Annotated in this window: 9 protein-coding genes; 6 read left to right on the top strand and 3 right to left on the bottom strand. The window is 40.5% G+C overall.

All coding sequences use genetic code 11. The annotated features are described in order from the left end of the window. Positions 1 to 62: 62 nt before the first annotated feature. Entirely contained in the window at positions 63 to 2,669 is a 2,607-nt protein-coding gene (mutS, locus tag BLS32_RS01240; RefSeq protein WP_170227500.1) for a DNA mismatch repair protein MutS, read from the bottom strand. 150 nt (positions 2,670 to 2,819) lie between these two features. Between mutS and BLS32_RS01245 the strand changes: the two genes are divergently transcribed. Together BLS32_RS01245 and BLS32_RS01250 are read left to right on the top strand one after the other, a co-directional pair. Beyond that, the gene (locus tag BLS32_RS01245) at positions 2,820 to 3,287 is read left to right on the top strand and encodes a DUF1573 domain-containing protein (RefSeq protein ID WP_091391492.1); all 468 of its coding nucleotides are present in this window, start codon (positions 2,820 to 2,822) and stop codon (positions 3,285 to 3,287) included. A gap of 61 nt (positions 3,288 to 3,348) precedes the next feature. Then, positions 3,349 to 3,891: an RNA methyltransferase gene (locus BLS32_RS01250; protein ID WP_091391493.1), complete on the top strand. Its 543-nt coding sequence runs from the start codon at positions 3,349 to 3,351 to the stop codon at positions 3,889 to 3,891. On the opposite strand, the gene folK is transcribed toward BLS32_RS01250, so the two are convergent. Next, positions 3,883 to 5,016, bottom strand: a complete 1,134-nt coding sequence (gene folK, locus BLS32_RS01255; protein WP_091391494.1) for a 2-amino-4-hydroxy-6-hydroxymethyldihydropteridine diphosphokinase — start codon at positions 5,014 to 5,016, stop codon at positions 3,883 to 3,885. The two genes, BLS32_RS01250 and folK, sit on opposite strands and share 9 nt — an antisense overlap. A gap of 127 nt (positions 5,017 to 5,143) precedes the next feature. On the opposite strand from folK, the gene sppA reads away from it, so the two are divergent. Together sppA and BLS32_RS01265 are read left to right on the top strand one after the other, a co-directional pair. Then, complete coding sequence (sppA, locus tag BLS32_RS01260; protein WP_091391495.1) at positions 5,144 to 6,907, top strand: signal peptide peptidase SppA; 1,764 nt, start codon at positions 5,144 to 5,146, stop codon at positions 6,905 to 6,907. Positions 6,908 to 7,017: 110 nt separating this feature from the next. Beyond that, positions 7,018 to 9,579: an AsmA-like C-terminal region-containing protein gene (locus BLS32_RS01265; protein WP_091391496.1), complete on the top strand. Its 2,562-nt coding sequence runs from the start codon at positions 7,018 to 7,020 to the stop codon at positions 9,577 to 9,579. 54 nt (positions 9,580 to 9,633) lie between these two features. Here the strand turns inward: BLS32_RS01265 and BLS32_RS01270 are convergent, their stop codons facing one another. Beyond that, positions 9,634 to 10,428, bottom strand: coding sequence for a DUF2797 domain-containing protein (locus BLS32_RS01270; protein WP_091391497.1), 795 nt, complete (start codon positions 10,426 to 10,428; stop codon positions 9,634 to 9,636). 134 nt (positions 10,429 to 10,562) lie between these two features. Between BLS32_RS01270 and BLS32_RS01275 the strand changes: the two genes are divergently transcribed. Continuing rightward, positions 10,563 to 12,086, top strand: coding sequence for a GH3 auxin-responsive promoter family protein (locus tag BLS32_RS01275; RefSeq protein WP_091391498.1), 1,524 nt, complete (start codon positions 10,563 to 10,565; stop codon positions 12,084 to 12,086). An 84-nt stretch (positions 12,087 to 12,170) separates the two neighbouring features. After that, complete coding sequence (locus BLS32_RS01280) at positions 12,171 to 14,618, top strand: TonB-dependent receptor domain-containing protein (protein WP_170227501.1); 2,448 nt, start codon at positions 12,171 to 12,173, stop codon at positions 14,616 to 14,618. The last annotated feature ends 51 nt before the right edge of the window (positions 14,619 to 14,669 follow it).

Genomic DNA, 14,669 nt, shown 5'->3' on the forward strand with positions numbered 1-14,669 from the left:
TTTTCAACAAAAAAATATTTCACAAAAGATAATCTTCTGATTCCGTAACTGTTAAAAATAAATTACTTTTTTGTAAGCATTCTTTTGATCTCATTCAACTTCATCAAAGCCTCAACCGGCGTCAAAGTATTGATGTCTAAGTTCAGGATTTCTTCTTTGATTTCTTCCAGAAGTGGATCGTCGAGGTTGAAAAAACTCATCTGCATGTCTTCTTTAGCTGATTTGATTCCGTTTAATGCTTCTCCTGAATGGTCTTTTTCTAGTTTTTTCAGCAATTTTTGCGCTTTTAAAATCACCGTTTGTGGCATTCCGGCCATTTTTGCAACATGAATTCCGAAACTGTGTGCGCTTCCACCTTCAACGAGTTTTCGGATGAAAAGCACATTGTCTTTCAATTCCTTTACAGAAACATTGAAGTTTTTGATGCGCGGCAAAATATCGGTCATTTCATTGAGTTCATGGTAATGCGTTGCGAACAACGTTTTCGGCCCTGATGGATGCTGGTGCAAATACTCCGCAATCGCCCACGCAATCGAAATGCCGTCATACGTGCTCGTTCCGCGTCCGATTTCATCTAATAAAACCAAACTTCTTTCCGAAATATTGTTCAGGATCGATGCCGTTTCATTCATCTCAACCATAAAAGTTGATTCGCCCATCGAAATATTATCCGACGCGCCTACTCTGGTAAAAATCTTATCGACTACGCCCATCCGCACGCTGTCCGCCGGAACAAAACTTCCCATCTGCGCCAGCAGTACAATTAACGCCGTTTGCCTCAAAATCGCCGATTTACCCGACATATTCGGGCCGGTAATCATAATGATTTGTTGGGTTTCGCGGTCTAAATACACATCATTTGCAATATACGGAGTTCCAACAGGCAGTTGTTTTTCAATCACCGGATGGCGGCCATTTTTAATTTCGAGTTCGAAAGTATCGTCAAGTTCCGGGCAAACATACTTGTTTTCGATCGCCAATTGCGTGAACGACGTCAAACAATCGAGTTGTGCAATTAAGTTCGCGTTGAGCTGCACCGGCTTGATATAAGTCGAAATCCACGATACCAATTGTTCGAACAATTCGACTTCCAATTTGTATATTTTTTCTTCTGCACCGAGGATTTTGGTTTCGTATTCTTTGAGTTCTTCGGTAATGTAACGTTCGGCATTGACCAAAGTCTGCTTCCTGATCCACTGGGTCGGCACTTTGTCTTTATGGGAATTTCTTACCTCTATATAATATCCAAAAACATTGTTGAACGAAATTTTTAGAGAGGAAATTCCGGTCGCAGCCGATTCACGCGCTTCAATGCCTTCGAGATATTCTTTCCCCGAAGTCGAAATCGCACGCAAATCATCCAATTCGGCATTCACACCTTTCGCAATCGCATGGCCTTTTGAAATCGCAACCGGCGCTTCTGGATTCAAAGTCGTTTTGATCTTTTCGCGCAGCAATTCGCAACTGTGCAGGCTGTCGCCGATGGTTTTCACCGCTTCATTTGCACTTTCGAGCGCCAATGTTTTTACCGGAATGATCGCGTCCAACGAATCCTTTAAATAAACCACTTCGCGCGGACTCACTTTTCCTGCGGCGATTTTCGAGATCAATCGTTCCAAATCTGAAATTTGTTTGATCTGGTTTTGGATGCTTTTTAAAACCTCGGGATTAGTTTTCAGATAATCCACAACTTCGTGCCGGCTCCTGATTTTCGCTGCATCTTTAAGTGGCAAAGCCAACCAGCGCTTGAGCAAACGGCCGCCCATTGGCGAAAGCGTTCGATCGATCACATCCAATAAAGTCACTGCATTCGGATTGTAACTGTGGTATAATTCCAGGTTTCGTATCGTAAATCGATCCATCCAGACATAAGCATCTTCAGCAATACGCTGGATCGCGGTAATATGTTGCAGTTTGTTGTGTTGTGTTTCCGACAAATAGTACAAAATCGCACCCGAAGCAATAATGCCTTCCGACATGTCTTCGATCCCGAAACCTTTTAACGAAATTGTCTGGAAATGATTCGTCAGTTTTTCAAGCGCAAAATCTTCTTTGTAAACCCAGTCTTCGAGATAAAAGTTGTGGTAATCTTCTCCGAAAGTGTCTTTAAAATCGCTTTTGTTGGTTTTCGGAATCAAAACTTCGCTCGGATTAAAATTCTGCAACAGCTTGTCAATATATTCCTCGTTCCCCTGAGTCGTTAAAAATTCGCCAGTCGAAACATCAAGAAAGGAAATTCCTATAATTTTCTTACCAAAGTAAATGGAAGCCAGGAAGTTATTCGATTTCGATTGTAAAACCTCATCGTTCATCGAAACGCCTGGAGTCACGAGCTCGGTCACACCGCGCTTCACAATCGTCTTGGTCATTTTTGGATCTTCGAGCTGGTCGCAAATCGCCACGCGCAATCCGGCTTTGACGAGTTTTGGCAAATAGGTATTTAAGGAATGATGCGGAAATCCGGCCAAAGTCGTTTCTGTTTCGGAACCCGCGCCACGCTTAGTTAAAACGATTCCGAGAATTTTCGAAGCACGAACCGCATCTTCTCCGAAAGTCTCATAAAAATCGCCCACGCGAAACAACAAACAGGCATCGGGATACTTTCGCTTGATCTCGTTGTATTGCTTCATTAACGGAGTTTCTTTCACTTCTTTTTCCTTGGCTGCCAAAATTTCTGCGTTTTAAAAATGTGTGAGCGAATTTAAAAATTTTAAAGGGAATAAATCAGTCTACAAAAATTAATTTAATTTTAAGAAACATTTGCAAATCCATATAAATTTTTTATATAGATTTGTCCAATAATTTTAATAGAAATTACAATGAAAAAAATATTTTTGATCGCTGTGTTAACTGTTTTTGGTGTAACTGCTTCAAACGCGCAGGCTAAAAAAACAACTAAAAAAGAAACAACTAAGAAAGAAGTAACTGTAAAATCAGATGCTCCTAAAGTAGAAGGTGCCGGAATGGTTTTCGAAAACGAAACGATCGATTACGGAACAATTCCCCACAATGCAGACGGAAAACGTGAATTCGTTTTCACTAACAACGGTACAAAACCGTTGATCATCACTAACGCTACAGGATCATGCGGTTGTACGGTTCCTACGTATCCAAAAGAGCCTATCGCTCCGGGTGCAAAAGCGGTTATCGGTGTAAAATATGCTACTGACAGGGTTGGTGCTTTCACAAAAACGGTAACTTTGACTTCTAATGCAGAAGGACAAGCTTCAAAAGTGCTTACAATTAAAGGAACTGTTTTGGGTGACGAAGCGACTCCAAAAGGATAATCTCCTTGTTATAAATCTTTAAAAGCTTCCTGTTTCAGGGAGCTTTTTTTATGTAGAAAATATGCGAAAATTAGAAAATAGTGAACTCGACCGCAAATCGGTTGAAGATTTTAAGACTTCAGAAAAGACGCCAGTGATTTTGGTTTTGGATGACATCCGGAGCTTGCACAACATTGGATCAGTTTTCAGAACTGCCGATGCTTTCCTGATTGAGAAAATATATTTGTGCGGCATTACAGCAACACCGCCAAATAAGGAAATTCACAAAACAGCGCTCGGCGCTACTGAAACGGTCGACTGGGAACATCATGCTGATGTCGTTTCGGTCATCGAAAAATTAAAACAGGAAAATGTAACCGTTTTCGCGATCGAACAAGTAGAAAATGCGATCATGCTCGACCGGTTTAAAGTTGAAACAGATAAAAAATACGCACTAGTTTTCGGTAATGAAGTGTTTGGAGTAGCTCAAAAAGCGATTGCCGTTTGTGATGGATGTATCGAAATTCCGCAGCTTGGAACCAAACATTCCTTAAACATTTCTGTCAGCGCCGGAATTGTAGTCTGGGATTTATTCAAGCAAATGAGCGAAACGGCGTCAGTTTAATTTTTTCCGGATTTCTTCAAGGATAAACGCATAATCCGATTGGTTTTTGACAAAATCTTTCTCCGAAACATCGATGATCAATACGTTTAAATCGGTTTGGGATTTGATGTAATCGAGATACCCTTTGTTGATCTTATCGAGATATTCTGCCGGAATTTCCTGCTCGTAGCTTCTTCCGCGGCGGCGGATATTTTCCAAAAGCCTGTCGGTATTCTGGTACAAATAAATGTACAAATCGGGCTTCGGCATTTCCTTGTAAATAATTTCGAACAGCTTTCTGTACAAACGGTATTCGTCATCGGTCAGCGTCACTTTTGCAAAAATCAGCGATTTGAAAATATGGTAATCGGCAATGATAAAATCCTTAAAAAGATCAAATTGCGCCAAATCATCGGAGATTTGCTGGTAGCGATCGGCCAGGAATGACATCTCCAGCGGAAATGCATAACGGTTCTGGTCTTCATAAAACATTGGCAAAAACGGATTGTCGGCAAAGCGTTCCAAAACGGTTTTCGCATTAAAATCTTCGGCAATCTTATTGGCCAATGTCGTCTTCCCTGCTCCGATATTTCCTTCGATGGCAATGTGATTTACTTTTTCGATGCCGACTTTCTGCAACGGAAAATCGAGTTCCTGAACGACTTTGCAGTTGCTTTTATCTTCAGATGCTTTAAGCAATTCGGGCAAATATTTCTGTAAGATCGGATGGCGCCAGTCGAGGTTTAAATCGCGCATTGGTAACAGCACAAACATGCGTTCCTGCATCAGCGGATGCGGCACTGTTAAATTTTCGGTTTCGATAATGTCTTCATCAAATGCAATGACATCAATGTCGATAATGCGTTGTTGATAACCATCGGCTTCATAACGGATCCTGCCGAGTTTTTTCTCCGCTTCAAGCGATTTCTCCAGAATTTCATGCGCCGATTGGTCGGTATGGATCATCAAAGCACAATTGTAAAACGAATCGCTTTCAAAACCCCACGAGGGCGTTTCATACAATTTGGAGATTTTCACAACCGTACCTACTTCATTATGAATACATTCGACCGCCGCCTGGATATTCTCCAGACGGTCGCCCTGGTTGCTACCAATCGCTAAAATGACCTGATGTTGCCGACTCATATTAACCACAAATTAACTAAAAGAATTTTAGAATAGGAGTATATTTGCGCCGACTGTTAATAAATTTATTTTGGCGTGCCAAATGTAACAATCACAGTCTTTTCGAAACTTATTACAAAAAAATACCATGAGATTTTTAGGAAACATTTTATCTACAATTATAGGCTTGTTTATTTTTTGCATGCTGTTCTTTTTCGGGATTGTTTTGATCGCTGCGATTGCGGGCAGCGGTTCCGATACGGTTTCGGTGAAAAGCAATTCGGTTATCGAACTCGATTTGTCGCAAGTCACGAATGATTATGCCGGAAAATTCAACTACAAGGATTTTGACTATTTTGAAACGCGCCACGATGGTTTATCAGATGTAATCAAAGCAATTAAAGCTGCAAAAACCGACAACAACATCAAAGGAATTTCAATCCTGAATGACAATTCTTCCCTCGGAATGGCACAAAGCAAAGCGCTTCGCGATGCGCTTGAAGATTTTAAAACATCGCACAAATTCGTTTATGCTTACGCTAATTCGTATACGCAAAAAGAATATTACCTGAATTCGGTTGCCAGTCTCGTGTACCTGAACCCAATTGGCGACATGGAATTTAAAGGTTTATCTTCTGAATTAATGTTCTTTAAAGATTTACAGGACAAAACAGGAATTAAAATGGAAGTCATCCGACATGGAAAATACAAAAGTGCCGTTGAGCCGTTTTTAGAAAATAAAATGAGCGACGCCAATCGTGAACAAGTCACGTCTTTACTCAATTCGGTTTGGGCTTCGGTCGCGGCCGATATTTCAAAAAGCCGCAACATTCCGGTTGAAAAACTCAATGAAATTGCAAACGGCCTGACTGCGCGCACGCCGGAATTGGCAAAAGCCGAAAATTTAGTCGACAAGATCGCTTATGAAGATGTATATCACGAAGACATTAGAAAAATGCTAAAAGTCGGAAAAGATGAAGCATACAACACGATCAAAATCCTCGATTATGCCGAAAATGCAGCAACGACTTCTTCAGATTTCAGTTCTAAAGACAGGATCGCGATCATATACGCACAAGGAGAAATCGGGCGTGGCGAAGGCGACATCAGCACGATTGGTGAAGGTTCGATGCGACGCTCTTTACAGGAAGCGCGACGCGATGAAAATGTAAAAGCAATTGTGTTGAGAATCGATTCTCCGGGCGGCGATGCACTAACATCAGACCTGATCTGGCGCGAGATCGAAATCACTAAAAAAATAAAACCGGTTGTCGTTTCTATGGGAAATCTTGCCGCTTCTGGCGGATATTATATTGCTTGTAATGCGAACAGGATTTTTGCAGAGAACAATACAATCACAGGCTCAATCGGCGTTTTCGGGATTTTGCCGAATTTTTCTGAATTGTCTACTAAAATCGGAATCCATACCGAGAAAGTCAGCACGCATGAAAATGCAGCCGATTACAGTCCGTTTTCGCCATTGGATGAAAAGTTCAGAAACGTAACCCAGGAAGGTGTTGAAAGAATCTACACGACATTCGTAAGCCGCGTGGCACAAGGCCGAAAAATGGATTTTGCAAGGGTAGATTCAATCGGGCAAGGCCGTGTTTGGGCGGGTTCGCAAGCGATCAAAATCGGACTTGTAGATGAGATCGGCGGAATGGACAAAGCCGTGAAATATGCCGCAGGATTGGTAAAATCCAAAAATTACCGCACCCAGAATTATCCGGAATATGAAAAAGACCTGCGTGATTTGCTTGGAAACCTTGGCGTTCCGTTTTTAAAATCCAAAGAAAATATGATCCGTGAAGAAATCGGCGAAACCAATTACAAACTTTGGGAACAATTGAAAAAAGCAAGCAACAAATCCGGAATTCAGGCTTGTATGCCATTCGAAATCAGCATCAATTAATTATTTCTGATTCAAAAATAAACATCCTAAAATTATGATAAAAGTGCGGTAAATTTCAATATTTATCGCACTTTGTCGTTAAATTTGGCGCAGCTAAACTCCATGCAATCATGATCAAGAAAATTTTAAAAATTACCGGAATCGTTATCCTTTTATTAATCGCCGCATTGTTTGCGATCCCGTTTTTCTTCCAGGATGCGATCAAGGCTAAAATTGCTGAGGCCATCAACAAAGAAGTCGATGCGAATGTTTCATTTGCCAATGCCGACCTGAGTTTGTTCAAAAGCTTCCCGCAGGCAAATGTTTCCGTCGATAAATTACTGATCATCAACAAAGCGCCGTTTGCAGGCGATACCTTGGTTTCGTTGGGCGAAGTCAACCTTCAAATGTCGATCAAAGAATTGTTTAAAGGCAAGGATGAACCGATGAAAATCGAATCGTTTTCTTCTAAAAACGGTGTCATCAATATTTTATTCAACAAAGACGGAATTGGGAATTTTGACATTGCGTTAAAGAACAAAGATGCAAAAGACGATGGCAAAAGCGATCCGTTATCCTTAAAAATAAATGAATATAAAGTCGAGAATTTCCGTTTTAAATATTTCGACGAACGCTCGAAAATCAAAATGGTCATTGACAGTTTGAACCACACCGGAAAAGGCGATTTTGCCGCTTCCAAATTGGATCTGACGACCAATTCTACCGCAAAAGTATCGCTCGATATGGATAAGATCAATTACATGAACCATGTTGCGCTGACTTTAGACGCCGTTCTCGGGATCGATCTTAACAAAAGCAAATACGAATTCAAGCAAAATAAAGCGCTCATTAACAAATTGCCGTTGGAATTCGACGGTTTTATCCAACTTGTTGAAAAAGGCCAGGAATATGACTTGAAATTTAAAACGCCAACGTCGAGTTTCCAGAATTTCCTCGGATTGGTTCCGTCGGCTTATGCCGGAAGCCTGGAAAAAGTAAAAACGACCGGCGATTTTACAATCAGCGGTTTTGCAAAAGGCTTGTATTCTGATACGACAGTTCCAAAATTCAACCTTGCGATCGCTTCAAACAATGCGTCTTTTCAATATCCGGACTTGCCGAAATCAGTTCAGAATATTGTGATCGACACCAAAATTATCAATGAAACCGGAATTTTAAATGACACTTACATAAATCTGGACAAATTATCTTTCCGCATCGATCAGGACATTTTTAATGCTAAGGCGAATATCAGGAACGTAGCTGTAAACCCTTTGGTTGATGCCGCTTTAAAAGGCACGATCAATCTTGGAAACCTTTCAAAAGCCTATCCGATAAAACTCGACAAGCCACTTTCGGGAATTTTGAATGCCGATATTCAGACGAAATTCGACATGAAATCGGTAGAAACCAATCAATACCAAAACATGCAGAATTCGGGAAATATGACATTAACCGGATTTAAATATGTCGATGCCGACAACAAAGCGATCAATGTCAATAAAGCTGCGGTACAGTTTACAAATACCAAAATAAATCTCCAGGAACTGAGTGCCAAAACCGGAAAAACCGATTTAAAAGCCAGTGGTGTTTTGGAAAATTTCTACGGATTTATGTTTAAAGACCAGGTTTTGAAAGGGAATTTCAATTTAGAATCGAACCAATTTGCCGTTTCCGATTTCATGTCGGCCGATACACCGAAAGACAGTAAAACCAAATCGAAAGATGCAGTCAAAATCCCGGCGTTTTTAGATTGTACGCTGAATGCAAAAGCGAATACCGTTTTGTATGACAATCTGGTTTTGAAAAATGTATCCGGAAAAGTGATGATCAAAGATCAAAAAGCAAGTTTGGAAAACATCAAAACTTCAATCTTTGGCGGAACAATCGGCGTAAACGGTTCGGTTTCAACCAAAGAAAAAGTTCCTGTTTTTGACATGAAACTTGGAATGAATGCGGTTGATATCGCTCAAACGTTTACGCAATTGGAAATGATGAAAAAAATTGCACCAATCGCTGGTGTGATCAATGGAAAATTAAATTCGACAATCAATCTTTCGGGAAAACTCGACGCGGTTGAAATGACACCGGATCTGAATTCGATTTCCGGAGATTTGATTGGCCAATTGTTATCGACTACAGTCAATGAAAAAACATCGCCGTTGCTGAACAAACTGGACGAAAGCGTGAAATTCATTGATCTGTCGAAATTAAACCTGAACGATTTAAAAGCGGCTCTGACATTTAAAGACGGAAAAGTCAATGTCAAACCATTCGACATCAAATACCAGGACATTAAAGTCAATATTGGCGGACAGCACGGTTTTGACCAAACGATGAATTACAACATCAAATTCGATGTTCCGGCGAAATATCTGGGAACCGATGCGAACAAACTGATTGCAAAACTGAGTCCGGCAGAAAGCGCAAAACTCGAAAACATTCCGGTAAATGCTGTATTGACAGGGAATTTTAAAAACCCGAAGGTATCCACCGATATGAAACAAGCCATTACAAACCTGACGGCACAATTGGTGAAAACGCAAAAAGATAAACTCGTGAATCAGGGAACGAATGCTTTGGGAAATCTTCTGAACGGAAAGTCGAAAGACACCACAAAAGCCAAGCAAAATGAGGAAGTGAAAACCAAAGCGAAAGATCTGCTGAACGGAATCTTTGGCAAGAAAAAATAAATAGAAATGAGATTTCAAGAAAAATCCGGTAGCGACAAACGTTACCGGATTTTTTTATACGTTGATTGCAACGACATAACCTTCAAAACTCCGGACGTTGAAAACCGTTCCGTCGTGAAAAATTAAATATTGCCCTTTGATCCCGATGAGTTTTCCTTTAAAATTCGGCGTTTTATCAAGATTCAGGCCGGTGACCTTTTTTGGATGTTCGATTACAGGATAATTCAGGATCAGATGTTCATCCAATTCTGCATTGAAATACGGCTGTACTTCTTCGGGCAGGAATTCGAAAATGCGGGTTTTTTCTGTCAATAAATCCAAATCGAGCACTTCATTCTGCAACATTTTGCGCCAATTCGTTTTGTCTACAAAATGGTCTTTTAATGCGACTTCTGTAATTCCGGCCAAATACCGGTTCGGCACTTCAACCACTGAAACCGCCTGGCAAGCGCCTTGATCGATCCAACGCGTTGGAACCTGCGTTTTTCGGGTCACGCCTACTTTGACATCGCTCGACAACGCCAAATAAACGACATGTGGCGTTAACTGCACGCGCGTTTCATAATCGAGGTCCCGATCGGCAATGCCAAGGTGCGCCGTGCTTAATTCGGGACGCATGATCCAGTCGCCAACAGCCGGGCTCGAATAGAAACAATCGTAGCAAAATCCCTGTCGGTAAATTTTTTTCTTTTTCGAACAATTCAAACATTGGTAACCCCTGAAACTGATCTCGACTTCCTTACCCAGTAATTGATTGACGTTGAGAAAACTGCTTTCAAAAACGAGATAATATTGTATCGGATAGCCAAATTCGGTTTCCATTTTTGAGAGCGTGCCTTCGTATAACATGAGATTTCAGGATGAATTTTTAGTCCCGATGTTTCGGGATGTGCTATTTTTTGCTACTTTTGATTAGTTCGTAAAGTTACTATTTGAAACGCAGACTGCCAATCAAAAAACGCAATTCTAAATCATAAACCCACATGCCTTTTCCGATAATCAATTCTATCGCTTCGTGGTTTTTAAAGCAGCGCATCCATCAGATCGAGCTGTTTTTGAAATATCCGCATGAGGTTCAGGAAGAATTGCTGATGAACTTAATTCGTTCGTCGGAACTGACTTTCGTGGGTTACAAATACGAATTCACCTCCATAAAATCCTATGCTGCTTTTGCCGAACGCGTGCCGGTTTCTTCGTATGAAGATTTGGAACCGCTGATTGAACGCACGCGAAAAGGCGAACAAAACATTCTTTGGCACACGCCCGTAAAATGGTTTGCAAAATCGAGCGGAACGACGAACGCGAAAAGTAAATTCATACCTGTAAGTCCGCAGGCGCTTGAAGATTGCCATTACAAAGGTTCGAAAGATTTGTTGTGTTTGTATCTGAATAACAATGAAGATTCTGAATTGTTCCTGGGAAAAAGTTTGCGACTTGGCGGAAGCTCGCAGATTTACGAAGACAACAATACGTATTTCGGGGATTTGTCGGCGATATTGATTGAAAACATGCCGATTTGGGCCGAATTCAGCAGTACGCCAAGCAACAAAATCTCATTGATGAGCGAATGGGAAAAGAAACTCGAAGCGATCATCAATGAAACGATCAATGAAAATGTGACGAGTTTTGCCGGCGTTCCGTCGTGGATGATGGTTTTGCTGAACAAAGTCCTAGAGAAAACAGGAAAGACCAATTTGCTTGAAATCTGGCCGAATTTAGAAGTTTATTTTCACGGCGGCGTCAGTTTCGAGCCGTATCGGGAACAATATCAGAAAATTGTCCCGAAAAGGGATTTTCAATACTACGAAATTTATAATGCTTCGGAAGGATTTTTTGCGATCCAGGATTTAAACGATTCGAATGATTTGCTGCTCATGCTGGATTACGGCATTTTTTACGAATTCATTCCAATGGATACTTTTGGTACAGAAAACCAGAAAGTTATTCGCCTTTCGGATGTTGAATTGCATAAAAATTATGCGATTGTCATTACAACCAACAGCGGTTTGTGGCGTTATTTAATAGGCGACACCGTTCGATTTACGTCTTTAAATCCGTACCGAATTCGCGTGACGGGAAGAACAAAACACCATATTAATGTTTTTGGAGAGGAACTGATGGTTGAAAATACCGATATGGCGATTGCCAAAACCTGCCAGATTACGCACACCGAAGTCGTTGATTATACGGTTGCCCCGATTTTCATGAAAGGCAAGGAAAAAGGCGCACATGAATGGATGATCGAATTCAAGAAAAACCCCGAAGACGTCAAATTATTCCAGAAAGTACTTGATGAAACGCTGCAATCCTTAAATTCCGATTACGAAGCCAAACGATACAACAACATGACATTGAACCAACTCAAGATCAATGTGGCGCGCCAGAATTTGTTTTATGATTGGCTTAAAGAGCGCAATAAATTGGGCGGACAGCATAAAATTCCAAGGCTTTCCAATCAGCGCGATTACTTGGAACAATTGAAAAGTCTGCAGATTTCTGTTTCTTAATTTTTCTAAATTATTTCCTTTTTTTACTGTAACAAATTTTGAAAGATGTTGTCTTATGCACAATCATCAATCAAAATCAATCACATGAAATCATTACTCCTGACACTTGTCCTAATCGTGTCTTTTGGCCTGTTTGCGCAGGAAAATCCTCCGGTTTTAAAATTAAATGCATCGATCGCCAATCTTCCGTGCGATAAAGATTTAACTGAAAGAACGATTCTTTTGGAGAAAATCGAAAACGACCAACTTACAAAAATCAACACTTTTCATTCAAATGGCTGTGCTTTCACAATCTCGAAATTGCCTGAAATCGGGAAATACCAACTGACCGTTTCGGTTTTGGGTTATGAAGAGGTAAAAACAACATTTGAAATTACGGATCCGGCATCGGAAATCACATTGGAACCCATTGTTTTAAAAGAAAAAAACAATGCTTTAAATGAAGTCACTGTTTTTGGGAACAAAAAAGAATTCATGAAAGTCGATTCGGATAAAACAACCATTTCGGTAAAAGAAAACGCAATGCTGAACAGCGGAAGCAGCCTCGATGCGGTAAAAAAACTTCCGGGCGTGATTACTTCGCCAACAGGAACTTTGACCTTAAACGGGAAAGGCGTTGCGATTTACATAGACGGCGCGCCGAGCACATTGAGTGGAAACGACTTACAGAATTATTTGTCAAGCCTTCCGGCGAATGCGATCGAAAAAGTCGAACTCATTTACAATCCGGGTGCTTCATTTGATGCCAATTCGAGCGGTTCTGTGATTAATATTGTTACGAGTTCGAAACGCTTAAAAGGGGTCAATGCAAGTTTTAACATCAATTACAATTTCAACAAATACCAGAAACCGAGTCCGCAGATCTTACTGAACGGAAAAGAAAAAAACCTGAGCTGGCAAACCATGGTGGGCTACAATTATATCGATTGGGATCAAAAAGGCATCAACGACCAGGCGTTTACTTTTTTCAGTCCGGTGCGGCATTTGCGCCAGGAAAACTTCGGCTTTAATACGCAGCGCAACTTTTATTTTCGCGTTGGCACAAATTACAAGCTATCTGAAAAATCGAACTTGTTGTTCAATTACAATCTAAATATTGGCAACGACCGCAGCATTTTTAATTCATCTGCTGTTGCCGATACGATCAATTTCAGGAACAACGGAATTTCGAAAACGAAAAACAGCCAAAACGAAATTAGCTTGCAGTACAAAACCAAGCTCGATACTTTGGGACGGACTTTGGATATTATCGGTTATGTGAATTTGTTTGGACGGAATCCGATTACGGCGTCAACTTCAACCGATTTGAACCTGCCAATTCCAACTCAAAATACTTTTAACAACGGCGATGTCGATTTTAATCTGAAGAATTACTATCTGAAATATGATTTTGGAATTCCGTTTAAGAATGATTTTTCGATCAATACCGGTGGAAAATTCAATACAATAAAAGTCAGCGATCTTGGAAAATATGTGGTCGACAGCGATAATCCGTCACTTATCGACTTTGATTATACCGAAACCAATTTGGCGTTTTATGCCGAAGCGCGCAAGAAATACAAAAAGTTCAATTTTACGGCCGGATTGCGATTTGAGGATTTTAATGTCGACAGGACTTCGAGCACGGCAACTGACAAGATTGAATACAAAAACACAAATTTTTTTCCGAACGCGAGCATATTATATGAAGCGACAAAAGACATCAATTTGAGTACATCCTATTCGAAGAAAATTTCCCAACCCGATTATTACATTCTCGATCCTAACAACAACAGCGCGTTTGATACTTACAACACGTCGCAGGGAAATCCGTTTTTGAAACCGACGTATTTCGACAATTACGAATTCAAAATTTCAGCTTTTCAATATGTAAGTCTCGGCGTGAATTATTCGGTTATGAAAGACCACACGCGCTTTGTTTTTAATGCCGAAGACGGAAAGTTTGTTAGCAATTCGACTTCACAGCAGTTTGACCGAACCAATGTCTTTAGCGCATTTGCGTCGTTTCCGATTCCGTTGGATTATTTCTTTAAGAGCAAGGAAGAATTCCAGAAACGCATGAATTCGATGGACAAGATGAATTATATTTTTGTGAACGTGAATTATGTGAAATCAGATTACAAAGGGCTTGCGGTTGATTTACCGAGTAAAGCGATTACGAATTTCAGCTTTCAGTCGCAGATCATCCTGCCGTGGAATGTGACCAATACGATGTCGTATTTTATTCTGCCAAAAGGAACCTGGGAAATTTACCAGATCCAAAAACCAATCCAGCAGTTTGACATTTCGTTCAACCGCGACTTTATGAATAAGAATTTAAAGATCGGATTGCATTGTTTTGATGTGTTTAATGCAAATGAAGTGAATGCTTTGATTGCAGGAAAAAACCTGACGACAAACTTTTATCAAAAACAAGATACGCGCACCTTTCGTATTTCCTTGACATACAACTTCGGGAACCTGAAGCTTGAAAAAGAAAACACTAACATCAACACTGAAAAAGTAAACCAAGGCGGAGGAATGATGAAATAATGAAGGAGAAATAATGCCACAAAAAAAGTCCCGCAGCTTATTGTTGCGGGA

Source organism: Flavobacterium noncentrifugens (assembly GCF_900100375.1).
Classification (GTDB): Bacteria; Bacteroidota; Bacteroidia; order Flavobacteriales; family Flavobacteriaceae; genus Flavobacterium; species Flavobacterium noncentrifugens.